Origin of the sequence: Paracidobacterium acidisoli, assembly GCF_003428625.2 — a bacterium.
Lineage (GTDB): Bacteria > Acidobacteriota > Terriglobia > Terriglobales > Acidobacteriaceae > Paracidobacterium > Paracidobacterium acidisoli.
The window spans coordinates 526,064-544,389 of record NZ_QVQT02000004.1 but is presented as its reverse complement, the minus strand read 5'-3'; the positions used below and the strand labels follow the sequence as shown (position 1 = coordinate 544,389).

At 54.7% G+C, this 18,326-nt stretch carries 11 protein-coding genes; 2 read left to right on the top strand and 9 right to left on the bottom strand.

Annotation, left to right across the window (positions count from 1 at the left end):
• Positions 1-155: 155 nt before the first annotated feature.
• The 9 genes from D0Y96_RS13395 to D0Y96_RS13355 all read right to left on the bottom strand — a co-directional run bounded on the left by D0Y96_RS13395 (position 156) and on the right by D0Y96_RS13355 (position 11,974).
• A complete protein-coding gene (locus tag D0Y96_RS13395; protein WP_117300669.1) occupies positions 156-926 on the bottom strand; it encodes a LytR/AlgR family response regulator transcription factor in 771 nt (256 codons plus the stop codon).
• Positions 923-2,029, bottom strand: coding sequence for a sensor histidine kinase (locus tag D0Y96_RS13390; protein WP_117300667.1), 1,107 nt, complete (start codon positions 2,027-2,029; stop codon positions 923-925). Before D0Y96_RS13390 ends, D0Y96_RS13395 begins: the two co-directional genes overlap by 4 nt.
• A gap of 67 nt (positions 2,030-2,096) precedes the next feature.
• Positions 2,097-4,847, bottom strand: coding sequence for a TonB-dependent receptor (locus tag D0Y96_RS13385; RefSeq protein WP_252263745.1), 2,751 nt, complete (start codon positions 4,845-4,847; stop codon positions 2,097-2,099).
• Positions 4,848-5,068: 221 nt separating this feature from the next.
• Positions 5,069-5,827: a LytR/AlgR family response regulator transcription factor gene (locus D0Y96_RS13380; RefSeq protein ID WP_350449063.1), complete on the bottom strand. Its 759-nt coding sequence runs from the start codon at positions 5,825-5,827 to the stop codon at positions 5,069-5,071.
• Between the two features lie 17 nt (positions 5,828-5,844).
• On the bottom strand, positions 5,845-6,762 hold the full coding sequence (locus D0Y96_RS13375) for a sensor histidine kinase (RefSeq protein WP_158562383.1): 918 nt from the start codon (positions 6,760-6,762) through the stop codon (positions 5,845-5,847).
• A gap of 252 nt (positions 6,763-7,014) precedes the next feature.
• The gene (locus tag D0Y96_RS13370; RefSeq protein ID WP_117301078.1) at positions 7,015-9,771 is read right to left on the bottom strand and encodes a TonB-dependent receptor; all 2,757 of its coding nucleotides are present in this window, start codon (positions 9,769-9,771) and stop codon (positions 7,015-7,017) included.
• 253 nt (positions 9,772-10,024) lie between these two features.
• Positions 10,025-10,669, bottom strand: a complete 645-nt coding sequence (locus tag D0Y96_RS13365) for a hypothetical protein (RefSeq protein ID WP_117300658.1) — start codon at positions 10,667-10,669, stop codon at positions 10,025-10,027.
• A 37-nt stretch (positions 10,670-10,706) separates the two neighbouring features.
• Positions 10,707-11,591: a LysR family transcriptional regulator gene (locus tag D0Y96_RS13360; RefSeq protein WP_158562382.1), complete on the bottom strand. Its 885-nt coding sequence runs from the start codon at positions 11,589-11,591 to the stop codon at positions 10,707-10,709.
• A 149-nt stretch (positions 11,592-11,740) separates the two neighbouring features.
• Complete coding sequence (locus D0Y96_RS13355; protein ID WP_117300654.1) at positions 11,741-11,974, bottom strand: helix-turn-helix domain-containing protein; 234 nt, start codon at positions 11,972-11,974, stop codon at positions 11,741-11,743.
• Between the two features lie 332 nt (positions 11,975-12,306).
• Here D0Y96_RS13355 and D0Y96_RS13350 point away from each other — a divergent pair, with 332 nt between their 5' ends.
• Together D0Y96_RS13350 and D0Y96_RS13345 are read left to right on the top strand one after the other, a co-directional pair.
• A complete protein-coding gene (locus D0Y96_RS13350; protein WP_117300652.1) occupies positions 12,307-15,150 on the top strand; it encodes an RNA polymerase sigma factor in 2,844 nt (947 codons plus the stop codon).
• 26 nt (positions 15,151-15,176) lie between these two features.
• Complete coding sequence (locus D0Y96_RS13345) at positions 15,177-18,293, top strand: TonB-dependent receptor (RefSeq protein WP_117300650.1); 3,117 nt, start codon at positions 15,177-15,179, stop codon at positions 18,291-18,293.
• Positions 18,294-18,326 lie beyond the last annotated feature (33 nt).

Genomic DNA, 18,326 nt, shown 5'->3' with positions numbered 1-18,326 from the left:
GGTGTTAGACAGCTCGATCAACAGCAAAGAGGGCATTGATGGTTTGGGCGTGCTTCATGCAACTGAATAAGCGGCAGACAACGGCCCGTTCAAAACTCCACTCTGATAGGAGCAGTGTATATTTAGCGGCAGTCGGATTTAGCCGATGATTAGCTTTATTGTCTTCCTGATTCCATGAGCTTTTGACGCCCGCTTCTACTCATCCTGAGCGTTGCTCCAGTCGTGAGGACGACCGAACCCTCGCTCTGCCCGTCGCGGTAGATTTCCCGGATGCGATCAAGGTTGACGATGGAAGATCGGTGGATACGAACAAACCGCCGAGGATCAAGTCTATCGCTCAGATCAGCGATAGACTCGCGCAGCAGGTAGCCACGAGCACCCACATGCAGGCAGCAGTAATAATCTGCCGCTTCGATCCAGTCGACTTTCTCTGATGCAATCAAAATCTCCTTCTCGCCATCCTTGACAAAGAAGCGCGACGCGTAGGACTTCGACTCCTGACCTGCCCGTAAACCGTTCAGGACAGCCGTGAGTTGCTCCTGAGTCAGGAGAGCGGTCTCGGCAGCAATCTTCCGACGAAGACGTTCAAGTGCGGTTGCGAGCCTTTCGGACTCCACCGGCTTGGTCAAATAGTCTATGGCGTGAACATCGAATGCATGGACCGCGTGCTCGTGATAAGCGGTCACGAAGATGGTAGGAGGCAGACTGCGCAGGCCGATCCGCTCGATAACTTCGAATCCACCCATCTCCGGCATCTGTACATCAAGGAATAGAAGGTCTACCGGCTTCGATTGCAAATACGCTAATGCTTCTTGACCGTTTTGACATTGTGCGACCAATTGAATGTCCTTATGCTCGGCCAATAGCATGCGGAGGAAGTCGCGCGCCAGCGGTTCGTCATCGACAATGACTGTTTGGAGGGTCATGCTATCGTACGCTCGTAAGGAATTTGAATGGTGACCTGATATCCGCCGTCTATCGGGGCTACAGCATCGAATTCATAGCTGCCGGGATAGAAATATGCGAGACGCTCTCTTACGTTCTGTATACCAATACCGTGTCCTTTTGTGGCGGAGCCATTGGGGCCACAGCCATTGTCCCGTACCTGCATCCAGAGCCTATCCCCGAGCCGTTTGACATAGGTCTCTATCGAGCCGCCTGCCGCCTTGGGCGCTATGCCGTGTTGAATCGCATTCTCAACGATCGGCTGCAACAGAAAACAAGGAACCAGGCCGTCCAACGCTTCTGCCGTTGCATCGATCTTCACTTCCAGACGACCAGCGAACCGAACCTTCTGGATCGCCAGATAGCTTTCAATGACCTTCAATTCTTCAGCGAACGGCACTTTCTCCGGAGCCTTACGCTGGAGGGTCGTGCGCAGGATCTTGTTGAGGTGGCCTAGCGTCTTCATCGCTTCGTCATTTCTCTTCTGCGCTACTAGGCTCGTGATCGCGTTCAATGTATTAAAGAGGAAATGTGGGTCCATCTGCATTTGCAGTGCCTTGAGTTGAGCCTGGGTGAGTTGGCGCTCTACCTCCAGCTTTTGAACGAGGGCCTGCTGTGTCTGCATCCGGAAATGGAGGATCGCGCAAACGCCACTAATAAAGCCGTAGATAACAAGTTCCACCCCGAAGCGTTCAAGACTCTTTAGGTATAGCGTGCCATTTGGACTCCATGCAGGCCAATACCACGAAGCGAACCGGAGGGTGTACTGAAGCAGAGCGATATGCGCGGTTGCAAGCACACACGCGCCTCCAAGATGTGCCATCACTGTCAGTCGTGAAGGTTTGAACGCGGCAGGCCATCGGTCCACGAGTCTCCACAGAACCAGTGTCACGACAACCCACCAAATCCAGTACGAGCAGCCATAAAGAAGAGAGGGTGCGAAGGAGGGGTGCAGATAGCGATAGTGATACACAAGATTGAGATTGGCATCTCTTGCGGTCAAACCCGCCAAAACTCCACCAATGAGTAAGACTACGGCAAATCCGACCTCCGGTCGTATGGGAAGGATTTTTGCGTTAGCCATCTCTTCGCTCCTCGCATCTCCTTTCTGGCCACGGCGAGATTTTAGGCCTGCTTTGCGCCCAGTGGATTCAGAATTCAAATCGCACCCCCAATTCAATTCGCCGCGCGGTCTCAGCCGCCACAGGTTGACCAAGAGCCGACGATGAGACAACCGTGTTCACAGCCGTCACGTTCGTGTGGTTCAGCAGGTTGGCGCTGCGAGCATTGAAGGTTAGCGTGCGGGGATGATCCTTATCCATCGGGTTGAGAGTAAATCTACGGCTCAGATTCATGTCCACATGAATCACCCCTGGCATGGTGCCAAGATTGGCGGGCACATTTCCGTTGACCGTATTCGTGGTCAGCAGGCCAAATCGGGTGCTGTAGACACCTGCGCCCGGAGCAGATGCATACGATGGCCGATCTGTGAAGTTTCCGTCGCCGTTGTTATCCGTCCCCGTAGTGATGTCATAAGCGCGGCCGTTACCGACGTCAAATTGAATTGCCGCTAGAACCTTGGACGGAAGGTTAAGGGTTCCGAAGAGAGTGAAACTGTTTTTTCTTTCATAATTGAGACGCCCCCATTCCCCTTTGTCGGAATAGCTGGACTGCGGGGTACGATTGCCCGGACTGTCGGCTTTGAAGTTCACATACCCATATCTAGCCAATAGGCCGAACCGCTTGTAGTGGTGTTGTTCGAGGGAAAGGGTAAGTGCGGGGCCGGCAGCACGCGCGGAGTTCTGATACTCGACTATGTTTTCGCCCAGGGCGATTGGGCGTGTCGCCTCAAGCGCTGCCGTGGGATCTGGAGGCACTCCGATACTGCTGGCAACTAGCGGGGCGTTGATGTTTACGGCGCGGATGAGTCCATAGCCCTCCCCATAGAGTAAGCTGCCGCTGGCGTGCCAGCCACGAGCGAAGTCATGCTCAACGTCGACATAGCTCATGAATGACCTGGATTGAAATGGTTTCGGCGAAAACAGATTTGTCGTGGCGACCTGAATAGATCCCGGAATCGGAGCAAGGGGGGTGCTATAACTTGGCGAATACACGGTGGTCTGTCGCTGCAGGGTTCCATTGAGCCGATAAACATTGGTTGTATCACTCGTGTCAGTAGCGACCGCGAAGAGTCCTGTGCGAGCGTGAAGCACCCATGTTTGTTTTTTGTCCGGTGACCACGCAAAGGCAACTCTTGGGCCAAAGTTGGCGAAGGTGCCCGGCGAGGTCTGAAGTTGATAGCGAAAGCCGGTATCGACGGTCAACTTCTTTGTAGGTTTAAAGGTGTCCTGTGCCCACAGATTAACTTGCCATTGCGTCAGCGGAACCAGCGGTGTTCCTGTGGTCACCTGATAGGTTGTCGGTGACCCTCCCGCGAGATTGTGCAAGGCTCGACGGTATTGTTCGAGGGCACTGATGGTCGTTGTCTGGCTGGTCGGGTCATTGTTCGAATCGAGCACAGGAGCGCTTCCGCCGCCAAAGACGTATGCGCCGTTGAATGTGTTTGGATCGTAGTCATGTACAAAGATGCCGAGTGACTGTACGCCGAACGCGAACGTGTGCTTTCCATGCACCGCGGTCACATCGTCGTCAATTTCGAGATCGCGTTCCCGGTTGTTCAGGTTTTGACTGGTTGCACCTCCGCCCAGGAAGTATCCGGCAACCTGCACGGAAGGAGTACTTGATAGCGGTGTTTGTTCTGTTCGTTTCCAGCTATATCCGATGTGGGTTTCGTGCAGGATATTCGGGCTGATCGTCTGCCCATTGTGGAATCGGAGGTCATATTCGCTGACCAGGCTCGAATACCCGGCATCGGCGAGTGTCTGGCCGCCGACGCCTTGATTGCCTTCATTGTTCACATTCGCGGAGAACGAGAGATTGGCTATGTCACCTGGAGTTACCTGCCAGTCCCCTCGCGCCGACGCAATCCAAAGCCGTTGTGGAGCCGAAACCGTCTGCTGAGACGGAACGCCGTTCCCATTTGGCCCTAATCCGTTATTTGCATCGAGCGTGACTGCATTCACCACGTTGAATTCGTCGATGTCACGTTTTTCGAGCGCCAGGGCAAAGCCGCTCTTCTTCGAAAGGATCGGTCCGCTCAATTCAAAGCCATATCGTCGCCTCCCGGCAGGTGTAGCGGTAACGGAAAATGGGTCAGTAGCATTGAAGATGCCGTCACTATCCGTGAAGAAGGCCGCACCGTGGAATGCGTCGGCCCCGGGCTTGGTTGTAATTTCGATGAGTCCTCCCGAAAAGGGAGGCCACTTATTCTTGGCCGAAAAGAGGTCGGAATTGATGCGAATAGATGCGATTGAATTCTTTGGCGGGAGGGCGCTCGAGTTCTGGAAACCATCCACCATAATCATCGTCTGAGTGGGATCGCCGCTGGCGTCGGAAGCCAGCACCTGAAGCTGGCGCAGAAAATCATCCGGGTCGTCGGCAAGGCCCTGTACGGCCTTTGTGTTCAGGGTAGTTGTCGCAGCGCCGCTGTCGATGTCTGAATCTCCGTTCACCTGCACATCCTCCTGAACCGCTGCGACCATCAGTTGCAGATCTGCGTGGGTTATCGCTCCGGGTCGCACTTTCATGCTCAAGCTTCTTGTTTGAAAACCTTCCGCCTGTATAGTGACAATTACCGTGCCGATCGGTATGCAAGGCAGTCTATAGTGTCCAATCGCATCGCTCTTGGTCGTCTCTCCACCAGAGGCTTGCACCCGCGCTTGTGGAATCACGGCCCCAGTTGGATCGGAGACGGTTCCTTCGATGGGCATCCCATTTGGACACGCTTGCTGAGCAGAGACCGGACCCGGAATCGCTGCGCCTGCCAATACTAGCCATTTCATCCAGTTCCAACACATGACCGCTCACGCTCCACGATCCGAAAATCCCAGAGAAAGCGGTGACGATCCAATGATTTGCAGGAAAGGGTCGTTTCGTTCCGAGAAACGCCAAATTATTCGGTCGGACGGCGGAGACAATTCTCGTGACGCCTTGGGGTATTTGGAGTGCCAAACCTACCTGGTGAGGGTGGCAGTCCTGTGGGCTGTCGAGAGGTGATGGCCAATCAGCTCGATACTCTCCCAATTTCGTATAGCTTCTGGCGACCAGCCTTACTCATCCGAAGAGTTTTCCCGTTCATCAGGACAATAGAACCGTCAAGAGGTCCCTCGCGGTAAATCTCACGAATCTGGTTCAGGTTCACGATCGACGACCGATGAATTCGCACAAACAGTTTGGGATCAAGTTTGTTGCTGAGGTCGGTGATAGTTTCGCGCACCATGTAGCGATGTCCGTTCGTATGCAGGCAGCAGTAATACTCCGCAGCCTCGATCCACTCGATCTTCTCGACGGACAGAAGGATGTCCTTTTCTCCATCCTTGACCAGAAAACGCGAGAGATAAGGAGACGATTGTTCAGCCGGACTCCGCAATCCATTCAGTACGGCGCTGAACTGTTCCTGCGTCAAGAGAGCGGTCCTGGCTGCGATCTTTTCCCGGACGCGCTCCAGCGCGATGGTCAGGCGCTCAGGTTTCACCGGCTTCGTCAGGTAGTCCACGGCATGAACATCGAAGGCTCGAACTGCGTGCTCCTGATAGGCGGTCACAAAGATGGTCGGCGGGAGATGCTGCAGCCCCACCTGCTCGACCACATCGAAGCCTCCCACCTGTGGCATCTGCACATCAAGGAATAGAAGATCTACTGGCTTCGACTGCAAATAGGAAACCGCTTCGCGCCCGTTCTCACATTCCGCAACGACCTGGATGTCCTTGTGTTCGGCGAGGAGCAATCCCAACAACTGCCTCGCCAGCGGTTCATCGTCCACAGTGAGAGTGCGAAGACTCATGCCATCGTCCGTTCATATGGAATTTGAATCGTTACCTCATAACCTCCGCCAAGAGGAGAGATCGCTTGAAACTCATGTGCATTCGGATAAAAGTACGCGAGCCGTTCTTTCGTATTCTGCATTCCGATGCCGTGTCCCTTATTGAGCGAACTTCCAATGCCGCATCCATTGTCCCGTACCTGCATCCAGAGCATGTTCCCAATTCGTTTGACGGAGGTTTCGATCAAACCTCCCGCCTCCAGCGGTGCGATTCCATGTTGAATTGCATTCTCGACGATGGGTTGGAGGAGAAAGCACGGGACGAGCCCCTCCAATGCTTCCGGGGACACGTCGATCTTCACCTGAAGACGGTGGGCGAATCGCACCTGTTGGATGGCGAGATAGCTCTCGATAACCTGCAGCTCTTCGGCGAATGGTACCTTTTCAGGCGCTCTGCGTTGGAGCGTGGTGCGCAGGATCGTGTCGAGGTGTTCAAGTGTCTTCGATGCTTCCCGGTTTCGGCCTTGGGCGACCAGACTCGAAAGGGCATTCAATGTATTGAAGAGAAAATGAGGCTCCATTTGGATTTGGAGAGCCTTGAGGTGCGCCTGAGTGAGTTGGCGCTCCACTTCCAGCTTTTGGACCAAGGCTTGTTGTGTCTGCATGCGAGAGTGGAGGAATGCACATATACCGGCAATAAATCCGTAAATGACAAGCTCTACGCCGAAGCGTTCCCAGTTCTCCACCGTGAGCGTGCCAAATCGACGACCCCACGGAAGCCAATACCACGAGGCAAACCAGATGGTGTGCTGAAGCAGAGCCAAATGCGCCGTGGCAAGGATGCACGAAGCTCCAAAATGCGCCACGACTGTCATTGCTGAAGGCTTGAACGCGGCAGACCATCGATCCGCGAGTGTCCACAGGACCAACGTCACGACAACCCACCATACCCAATACACACACCCGTAGAGGAGAGAGGGAGCGAAGGGGGCTTGCATATGGTGAACCGCTAGATTGCCCTCGCACTCTCTTGCACACCAAGCCGTCAGAATTCCGCCAATCAGTAAGGCTGCGGCAAATCCAACACTTGGTCGTATGGGAAGGATTCTCGCGCCGGCCATTCCCTCGCTCATAGCATGTCCTCTCTGACTACGGTAAATTCTAGTTCCGCTTTGCGCGCGGTCGGTTCAGAAGGCAAACCGCAATCCCAGCTCGATACGTCGCGCCGTCTCCGCAGCAATAGGCTGTCCAAGCGCTCCGGAAGACAGAATGGTATTCACCGCAGTCACGTTGGTATGGTTTAGCAGGTTGGCGCTGCGTGCATTGAACGTTAGCGTTCGAGGATGGTCCCTGTCTTTCGGATTCAGCGCGAACACCCGGCTCACATTCATGTCGAAGTGGACCAAGCCCGGCCTGGTTCCAAGATTGGCGGGAACGTTCCCGTTGACGGTGTTCGTTGTCAGCAAACCGAACCGCGTGCTGTAGACGCCGGGTCCGGGAGCAGACGCATACGAAGGGCGATCCATGAAGTTTCCGTCACCGTTATTATCCGTTCCCGTTGTGACGTTATAGGGAACCCCGCCCCAGGCATCAAATTGTGTCGCCGCTTCGATTTTGTAGGGGAGGTTGAGGTTGGCGGCAAGCGTGATGCCGTTCTTGCTGTCCCAACTAATTCGCGAGGACTCTCCTTGGTTGGAGTAGCTCGACTGTGGACTGAGGAAGTTGGATTTGAGGTTAAAGTGCATATATTTCGCCGATAGGCCAAACCGCTTGTAACTGTGCTGATCGAGGCTGAAGGCAACCACACTGCCTGCCCCATGACCGGAATTTTGATACTCAATCATGTTCTCGTTCGGCGCGATCGGACGCGGCGCAAGTAGCGCAGCGGTCGGATCGGGGGCTGTGCCGACTTCGTTTTGCACCATTGGAGCATTGATGTTCACCGTGCGCCCGCTGCTCCAGTACGAAGCCCAGTAAAAGTCTCCTCTGGCATGCCAATGATGGGCGAGGTCATGCTCAGCGTTAACAAACACCCGGAATGTCATGCCTTGAAGGGGCCTTGGAGGAAAGAGATTCGTCGTGGAGATCTGAACGGACCCCGGAACCGGAGTAAGTGGATCGCTATAGCTTGGTGAATAGACAGTTGCCTGCCGCTGCAAGATTCCGTTTAGCCGATGTACCTCAGTTGCTGCGCTTGTCCCCGTAGGACTATTGAAGAAACCGGCGCGGGTGTGAAACACCCAGGTTTGCTTCTTGTCTGGCGACCATGCGAGACCGATCCTGGGATTATTGCTGCCAAAGATGTTTGGATTGGTTTGAAACTGGTAGCGAAATCCACTTGTCAGGGACAAGTGCGACGTTAGCTTAAAGGAGTCGTCTACCCAGACGCCAACTTGCCATTGCGTTAGCGGAACGAGCGGGGTTCCCGTGGTCACTTGATAGGTCGTCGGCGACCCTCCTGGGAGATTGAGCAGGGCGCGCCGATATTGTTCGAGAGCGCTGATAGTCGTTGTCTGGCCGGTCGGATTATTGTTCGCATCGAGTTGAGGTGCGCTCCCGCCGCCGAAGACGTATTCGCCGTTGAATGTGTTGGGGTCGTAGTCATGCACGAAGAGGCCGAGTGACTGTACGCCGAATGCGACCGTGTGCCTCCCATGCGCCACGGTCATATCGTCGTCCATTTCAAGATCGCGTTCCCGGTCATTCAGGTTCTGGCTGGTCGCACCTCCGCCCAGGAAGTATCCGGCAACCTGCACAGAAGGAGTATTCGACAGTGGCGTTTGCTCTGTTCGTTTCCAGCTATACCCGATGTGCGTTTCGTGCAGGATATTCGGGTTGATCGTCTGTGTGTTGTGAAACCGCAGGTCGTACTCGCTGACCAGGCTCGAATACCCGGCATCGGCCAGGGTGAGGCCGCCGACGCCTTGATTGCCTTCATTGTTCACATTTGCAGAGAACGAAAGACCGGTTACGTTGCTCGGGGTCAACTGCCAGTCTCCGCGAACCGACGCAATCCAAAGCCGCTGGGGAGCCGAAACTGTCTGCCGGGATGGAACACCATTTCCATTCGGCCCCAGGCCGCCATCTGTGTCGAGAGTCACCGCATTCACCACATTGAATTCGTCGATGTCTCGCTTTTCGAGTGCCAGTGCAAAGCCACTCTTCTTCGAGAGAATTGGGCCACTCAATTCAAAGCCGTATCGCCGCCTGCCCGCAGGTGTGGCGGTAACGGAAAATGGGTCGGTGGCATTGAAGACGCCATCGCTGTCCGTGAAGAAGGCCGCACCGTGGAAAGCGTCGGCCCCCGGCTTCGTTGTGATTTCGATGACCCCACCGGACCAAGGAGGCCCCAGATATCTGGCCGAGAAGAGATCGGGGTTGATGCGAATCGATGCTATGGAACTCTTTGGCGGGAGGGCGCTGGGGTTCTGGAAGCCGTCCACCATAATAATGGCCTGAGTCGGATCGCCGCCGCCCGCTGCAGCCAGCACTTGAAGCTCGCGCAGAAAATCATCGGGGTCGTCGGCAAGCCCCTGCAAAGCTTTTGTGTTCAGGGTCACTGTGTCACCGCCGCTGTCGATGCCCGAGTCTGCGCTTACCTGAACATCCGCTTGTACCGACGCAACCGCCAATTGCAGATTCACATGAGCGGTCTCGCCCTGGCGAGCATGCGCCGAGACTGTGGCATTTGAAAAGCCGTCAGCCTGTACCGTAAGGGTGGTTGAGGTTGCCGGGACGCACGGCAACATGTAATGCCCCATCGCGTCCGTTAGAGTGGATATGCCGTTGCTGGCCTGGACCTTCGCACCCGGAATGACTGCGCCGGTGGGGTCCGTAATCGAACCGTCGATGCGAATCCCGGTCTTGCAGGACTGTTGCGCTAGTCCTGCAAGCGGCAGCACCAGCCCAAGGCATGTCAGTATGGTTGTTCCTCGCGTGACCATGAGCGGTTTGCCCTCTGGTCTGAAAATCCCATATGGGATAGAGGCCATCCATTGCTTTGCAAGGAAGGACCCCATTTAGGCGGGGAACGCATCTTTCGTTTCGGGGAAAACCCTTCGCGTTGTTGCTTGGCGGGACGCGATGCCCGCCTGTGGGTTTGGCCGCGGGTCCAGTCTTAGCCCTCGTTGAACGTCGCCCGCTTTTGGTAAAGCCTCATACCCGCGGGCCTACCTGATGGGCTAAGATAACGGCGTTTCAATTCCGGAGTGAAGAATCGAGCGGCTCCCAACCGTGATTAGTCAAATGCAACCCGATCGTCTGGTTTGTACTCGAAATGCCGCTGACCACAGCCCGGACATCGGGAAACGCCTGTTGAACGTCCGGGCGTTCTGCCCAAGGAGCGAGGTCAGAGATTTTGTAGGTATAGCTCACTTCGGCCTGAGTATCAGCTCCAACGGCTGTCGGTTCGGTCCACTTGACAATAGAGGCGATGCTCTTGTGTCCGTAGCAGAGGCCGGTGGTATGCCCGAAGATAGCGGGGACCTGCTGCACGTACTTCCTTCCTTCGTTGGAGAGGTCGTACTGTTTCACGGGCTGTGGCGGGGTTGAGCCGCGTAGCGGATCGAGCATGGTGTGAACCGCCGCCGTCGTTTCTGTTGCGTGGACCAGACCGGCCTCCTGCAACGCGGCCATTTTCGTTCCGATTCCGGATGAGCCAACGGGCTCGGACTTTGGAATGTTGATGGGAAATGGTTGGCCGATAGGCGTGCAAGCCTCGCCATGTTTGGTCAGGTATTGATCGATTGCAGTAGTAAAGTTTGCGGCGCTCGGCTTCTTGACATCGTTGCACGCTGCGAGCAGGAACATGCTTGCAATTGCAATAAAAGCGAAATGACGCATATCTTAGGCTCCTTTGATTTGAGCCAGCGGTCCACCTCTAATGCAGATCGGTTTTGGCTGACTGAAGCTCCGCCAAAGCGGAGTTGACGAACTCCAACACATCGCCGTGCATCTTGTCGCGGCGTACGAAAAGGGCTGTCTCTATCTGAATCAGCTTGTCGGTGAGAGGCTTGAAAAGGACACCGGGACGTTGGAAACGGGAGGCAGATTGCGGTACGAGCGCGACGCCCAGGTTGTGGGCTGCCAGATCGATACCCTGAATGATGGCTCTTGCTTCCTGCAGATTGTCGATATTGTGGCCGACGCCATGCAGGTAGTCCGAGACCTGGTCGTAAAACGCGGGATGGACGGAACGTGGCATCCAGTAGAGTGTTTCGTTCGCCAGATCTCGAAGGGACAACCGGGACCTGGTTCTGAGCGGGTGAGTTTCCGCAATGCACGCGCTGAAGTGCTCCTGAGCTACCGGAGCCACCCAAAGGTCGCGGTCAAGAATCGGCATAACGCCGAATCCGATATGCAACTCCCCGTGGAGAACGCGCGGTACGAGCTGCATGGTCGTGTCAGCCCGGAGTTTCAGATTGGAGAAGCCGGTTCCGGGCGCACCCAGACGCTGGAGAAAAGGGAGAATCTTTCCGTGGACATAGAGGGAGTATCCGACCCGGAATGGCCGCTGGTTCTTGATCGCCGAGTAGAGAGCACGGTCGAAAGCGCGCTGGACATGTTCTAAAGATTTTCGAACCTCACGCAGGGCCGCTCGCCCTTCGTCGGTGAGTTCGAAGCCGCTGAGGCTACGTCGGAACAATTCGACGCCCCAGTCCTTCTGGAGGGATTTCACCTTCCTGCCGACATTGGAATGGCTGGTATGCAGACGCTCGGCGGTTCGTACCAGATTTCCTTCTTCCGACAGCACAAGAGCGCACATAAGAGCCTCAGTGGAGACATGGGGGAACATGTTTCACCTGAAGGGACTCGGATATAGGCGAATCCCCTCATGAGACCCGTCAGCACTGACAGTGCATACCAATAACGAGTATGAAAACGGGAGAAATCTCCCATTGGAAAAGCGATTTTTTATCGTTTCCGCGTTTTCTTTTGGGGCAGGACAAACAGCTCGGCGACAGACTGTTTAAGGGCACGGGCGAGCCGCTCCAAGCTGTCGAAGGATGGGCCGCGCTCGCCTCTCTCGATCAGATTGAGGAAGTTGAGCGAGATCGAAGCCTTTTCCGCAAGTTGTTCCTGGGTCAAACCTTGCGCCTGCCGGATCTCCCGCAGCCTGGCGCCAAAGTGTTTACGAAGAGTGCTCACTTAAGTGAGTCTTCGCAATCCACCTGCTTATGAACACCAACTCAGAGTGTGTGTATCCCGTTTACACATACTCTGAGTGTGTGGTAACAGAGAGAAGCAGCCGGCGTGCCATGCTGGGGGCCTGAAGCGCTCGTGGGGGAACACGCGCGTCGAAGGCTTCCGGCATGTTTGCTGAAGGGCTGGCCAGCCTAGCCCTCCCCGTCGAACCGTGCCTGGGAGCCCGCGCTACCCTCGAAGTACCCGAAGAGGCCAAATGTTAAGAATCAGCAAACTGGAAGATTTCTTTGGGAGATTTCTCCGGTTCGGCTACTCGTTGTAGGTATAGGCAAAACATGTTCCCATTCCCATCCAAGCCGGGGTCTCGTCCCACGTTCGAAGACGTCTTTTTCGAGCACCGTACCCGGTTGTACGAATGGGCCTTGCAACTAACGGGCAGAGACCATTCCGATGCGGAAGACCTCGTTCAGGAGCTGTTTGTCCGCTTTGCGGGGGCCGGTCCCGTGGGCGAGCACATTGAGAATCCTGAAGATTATCTGTTCTCGACCTTACGCAACCTGCACTACGCACGCTTGCGGAGAGCGCGGACGAGCGCCATCGACGATCTTTCCGTAGTGGACTATGACTCTGCAGAGCGCGGTCTCAGAGCTGTCGATCGGAATGGCGTCCTGTTTATACGTGAAGACTTGCACAGGGTTTGCGATTATCTCTGCGAGCGCAAGGAGTCGTCCCGCGCAGCGAGCATCTTCATCCTGCGCTATTTCCTGGGGTATTTCCCAAATGAAGTGGTGCAGGTCGCCCGCACGACGAGAAGTGCGGTGGACAAAGCGATCCGCGCCGCAAGGAATGAAGCCCGTCTGGACCTGGACCGTCCCGGTGTTCTTCAGCAAATGGCAGGTGCCCGAGAATCGAAATCCAGAACGTCAAAAGCACCCACCGACTCGCAGGGATTGTTTCTGGCTCTGCGTACAAAAATATTCAGATCGTGTACGGGAGAGTGTTTCAGTCGTTCTCTCCTTGAAGCAAAGTACAAAGACAACGATCAGAGCTTTACTACTGCAGAGTTGGCTCATCTCGTGAGCTGCGCCGGATGCCTCGACCGCGCAAACAGGCTGCTCGGGCTTCCACTCCTTGAGGAGCGTTCTCCCGATGAGACGATAGGACGCGACACGCCGCAAGGTCCGGACGGATCGGCAGGCGCCACTCCCACGCTGGTTTCGAGCCGCGCAAAAAGGAAGGCTGAAGACCCTCAGCGGTTCCGTAAGCGGATGCAGCGTTGCCTGGAAGAGGTGAACCAACATCGTCCGCAACATCTCTTGATTGCGGTTGACGGTGATATCCGGGCGTCCCAGAGAGTGACGGCCCAGTTCAGTGAGCTGCGTGCCGAGCTTCGCCCGATGGAGAAGCCAACCTTCATTGAGGTCCTGAGCGAGCAGGGCGTCTGCCTGGCTTTTGTTCTGGTTCAAGCGCCGGTCCCCGAAGGTGGGCTGCAGCAGACGAAAGAAGTCAGGTTGAGTGACGACCGGACGATGAAGGTCGCGGTCTCCTTCACCGCCGAATCTCCCACTATCCAGGTTGTCTACAACGACCCCTTGATTGCACCAGAAGTCGATGTGGAGGAAGAGTCTCTCAAAGCTGTTTCCGTGCCTGCTCCAAAGTTTGAGGGGATTCCTGCTTCCGACAACCGTTGGGAGATCATCTTCCGCTTTTTGCCTGCGCGACTCCGCCGCTGGCTCACACACCTACCTCACCCCAGAATGAATCCTTTGCTTGCGGGCGCAATGCTCTTTGCACTCTGCTCTGTCGTCTGCTTCATCCTTTGGACGAAGAGCGGTCCCCGGATCTCAGCCACAACACTGCTCGCTCGTGCGGAGCAGTCGGATGCGGCAGTGCTTCAGTCTGCGCACTCCGAGGTGATTTACCAGAAAGTTCGGATCACCACCTCAAGGCACACGACAGAGCGCGCTATCTATCGCGATCCTCAGAAGAAACGTCGGCCCAAGCAGCAACACCTAAGCCCGGATGACCAATGGTTGAAGGACAAGCTGAATCTGGCCGGGGTCAACTGGGATGAGCCTCTTTCGGCGGCCAATTACAGCGAATGGCATGACCGTCAGCGAATGAAACAGGATGTTGTAACCCAAAGCGGCAGCAACCTTCTCACACTCACCACCTCGGCAACCGAGGGTGGCCCTGTGCTCAAAGAATCGATCACGGTACGCGAAAGCGACTTCCATCCCGTTGATCGCACGATTGAGCTGCGGGACACGGGAACCGTCGAGATTGCAGAGTTGAACTACGATGTGATGCCCTGGGGCGCAGTTAACCAGGATTGGTTTGAGCCTCTAGCCGGTAATGCAGTGACAGATGTTCCGGCTATGCACGCGGCCATACACATTCCCCATGTGCTCTCCGACCTTGAGCTTGATGAAGCGGAGCTATCGGCTCGGGTCGTTTTGAACCAGCTTCATGCTGATACCGGAGAGCAGATTCACCTTACCCGCAGCAGCTCCGGTATCGACATCAAAGGCGTTGTCGATACCGATGTTCGCAAACGCGAACTCGTCTCACATCTTGCCTCGCTCCCGAACGTACATCCTTCGATTCTGAGCGTGGAAGAGATCGGAAGTCGTCCACAGCACCCGACCTTCGGAAATGACCAGCCCGTTCAGGTGCAGTCTGTCGAAGCGCAGCCCTCCCCCCTTGAGCAATATTTGCGCGAAAACAAGTTGCCGCTCGATCAGTTGGGAACTATCTCGCAGAATCTCTTCGACCAATCTCTCAGGATTCAACAAGCTGAGGTCCATCTTGCCGAACTGCAACAACGCTTCGCGGGAGGCAAGCAACTCTCGGTTGACCAGCAGCAACAACTGACGGAATTGGCTCGGGATTACATCAACACAATCCATAGCGGGCTTGAGGAGAATCAGCGCACGCTTCGATCTATCGGACTGGATAACGGTGAACAAGTGGCCTCGCCCGCTCCATCCGTCTCTTCCGGTGAAGATATCGATCGTCAGATTCACCGTTACCAGGAACTTTGCCGGCAACTCATCAGCAGTGGAACTGGAGAACCACAATCCGCTCCGACGATTGCCACTCAACTCAGAACTTCGGGCTCTCTCATACGCTCAGGTACAGCCCAGATTTACGCATCTGTCTCAACCGCACACAACTAAGCAGAACTCTTACGATTCAGGAGCCCATGACGATGATTCGCCAGCTTCGCGCCCTACTTGTCTCTCTTTTTGCCCTCAGTCTGTGTTCTATGGGATTCGCGCAAAGCGCGCAAATCCGCGGACAGGTGTCTGACAGCTCTGGTGCAGTAATTCCAAAAGCAGCTGTACGCGTGGTTGATCAACGCACGGGAGCAGAACGCAAAGTCACCACGAATGGAAGCGGCCAATATACAGTTCCGGGACTCGACCCGAGTGTTTACGAAGTCGCTGTGCAGGTTCCGGGATTCAGCACTGCGGTAAGCACTCCTTTTACGTTAAACGTGGCACAGAACGCGGTTCTCGATTTCAAGTTGCAGATCGGATCAAGCGAGCAAACCGTGAGCGTTGATGGAAGCGGTCTCCAGATCAATACAACTGATGGCTCCGTGAGCACCGTCATCCGCCCGGAATTTGTAAGGAATATGCCGTTGAATGGGCGTAGCTTCCAAGATTTGATATCGCTTACTCCGGGAGTCGTAACGGGATCTCCGCAGTCGAGCCCTTCTTTAGGACAAAGTGGTGAGTTCAGTGTCAATGGGCAGAGAACCGAGTCAAACTTCTATTCGGTGGACGGCTTATCGCAAAATACAAGCCCCGGTACCGGCGCAGGCGGCCCAGCTCTCGGCCAAGGAGGCACGTTACCTTCTGCTACAGCGTTAGGCACGACTCAAAGCATTCTCTCAATCGATTCACTTCAGGAGTTTAGAGTTGAGAGTTCAACTTACTCGGCCGAATACGGCCACACTCCGGGAGGGCAATTCGCATTTGTTTCACGGTCTGGAACAAATAAAATGCACGGATCGCTCTTCGACTACTTGAGAAACAACTTTTTCGACGCAAGAGATTGGTTCACGGATCATTACGGGCAGCCACAGACTCCATTGCGACAAAACGCGTTTGGTGGGACGTTCGGTGGTCCACTGAGCATCCCTCACGTCTACTTAGGCCGAGACAGAACTTTTTTTTTCCTGAGCTACGAAGGGCTCCGCCTGACTCAGTCCATCCCATCGAGTTTGCAGTACGTGCCTGATACCTTCATGCGGCAAGAAGCCGCACCAGCCCTCCAGCCTATTTTGAACGCGTTTCCAGTACAAAGTACCGGCGGAATCGATTACGGAAGCGCAGCGAGCCCAAATCTAGCCCAATTCTTTCAGTCCTACTCCGCGCCTAGTTCAATTAACTCGACTACTCTTCGTCTTGACCATCAAATATCACCGTCATTTCGGCTGTTCGGGCGAGCCGCGTATACACCAAGTTCAACGAGATCTCGAGCACTCTCAGTAGTCAACAATTCCAGCGCAGACCAGCAAACCTATGCTTTAGGCGCAGATGTTCAACCCCGTTCAAATCTGAACAGCCAGATACGGTTTGGATATGGACGGTCCGGCGCAAAAATTGCCAAAAGTTTGGACGATTTTGGCGGTGCTCAACCCATTGATTTGCGTCAGGCATTCGGTGCTATCGGCCCTAATCCGAGCGCGGGCATGGCTCTGATATTCCCGGTCGCATTTACTTCCGTTAGTGCCAGCGAAACAGCCAACTATGCTAACCAGTACAACGTTACTGACATGACTGCGCTTTCCATTGCAAGGCACCTATTTAAGTTCGGGTTCGACTACCGCAGAAACCAATCAAACTTCCAATACGCCAACCCGTCTGTAGCTGCAAATTATTTTGGTGTGGCCCCAGTCCTAGCTAACAGTGGTCCGGCAAGCATCTACAGACTATTCCCCGCTACTCCGGTGTCAAACCAGTTTGCATTATTTGCTCAAGACGAGTGGAGAGTCGTACCCCGCCTATCGCTTTCAGTAGGATTGAGATGGGAGGTCAATCCTGCTCCACATTCCAGCACTCAAAATCCTGTCTATCCACTCGTTGGAACTCTGGATAATCCAAGTGCACTGACGTTGGGAAAGGCGGGAGGATCGCTGTACAACACAACTTGGGGCAATTTTGCGCCTCGCCTTGGAGGCGCGTGGACGGCCAGAGCTGCCGAAAACAATGAAACCGTGGTGCGAGCGGGCATTGGACTTTTCTATGACGCCGCCGCCAGCACGTTGGGGAACGTGTTTGCGACAGGTCCTGGAACAAGTGCACTGTGCTCTGTTAGCGGAGGACTTCCCATCCCTGCGTCAGCAGCCCAGACATGTCAACCTTCTCTCGCTCCCCCTTATTCAAACAATTACTTTGTGGTCCCTGGCTTTTCCCAGCCGTTCTCGATTGAATGGAATGCTGCATTGCAACAGGCTCTTGGCTCAAGGCAGTCTGTGACAATAAGCTATGTGGCATCAAATGGGAGACAACTGGTAAAGTATGCCCAACTTAATGCCGCCACGGTCAATAAACTGTTCGGAACTAATTACTTTATAACTAATGGCCTCACGTCTAGCTATAACGCATTGCAGCTCCAATTCCAGAGACAAGTAAGTAAAGGGCTCCAGGCTTTAGCGTCTTATACATGGTCGCATTCTTTAGACTTCGGTTCGACCGACGGCGGGCTGGCATATCAAAGAGGCAACTCGGATTTCGATGTGCGGCACAATCTACAAGGCGGATTGTCTTGGGAACTCCCAAATCATGGCAAATCAGAATTTGAAAGAGCCATTCTCAGTGATTGGGCCGTTGATGGCCGGGTTATGACAAGAACCGGCTTTCCCGTTTCACTAACAGGTAGTTCATACCTCAACCCAGTGAATCTACAGATCGTCGCCCCTCAGCTAAATCTCGTTCCGAACGTCCCAATATATCTTTACTCAGATTCATACCCTGGGGGCCGTGCAGTTAATAGTGCTGCGTTTGCTCAGCCGACCACCGGAACTAGCGGGAATGCTCCGAGAAATTTTGTTCGTGGTTTTGGCGAGAAGCAGGTAAATCTGGCCGTTCGGAGGTCCTTTCCCCTTTGGGATACTGCCACGCTCCAATTTCGGGCGGAAGCGTTCAATGTATTCAATCACCCTAACTTCGGCTACATAAATCCAACTCTGGGCAACGCTACATTTGGTCAAGCCACAAGCTCGCTCAGTTCAAGTCTCACTACGTTGAGTTCTCTCTATCAACAGGGGGGCGCAAGGTCTATGCAATTTGCGTTGAAACTGCAGTTTTAACGACGACCAGATGCTTATCGTAGTGTCCCGGAG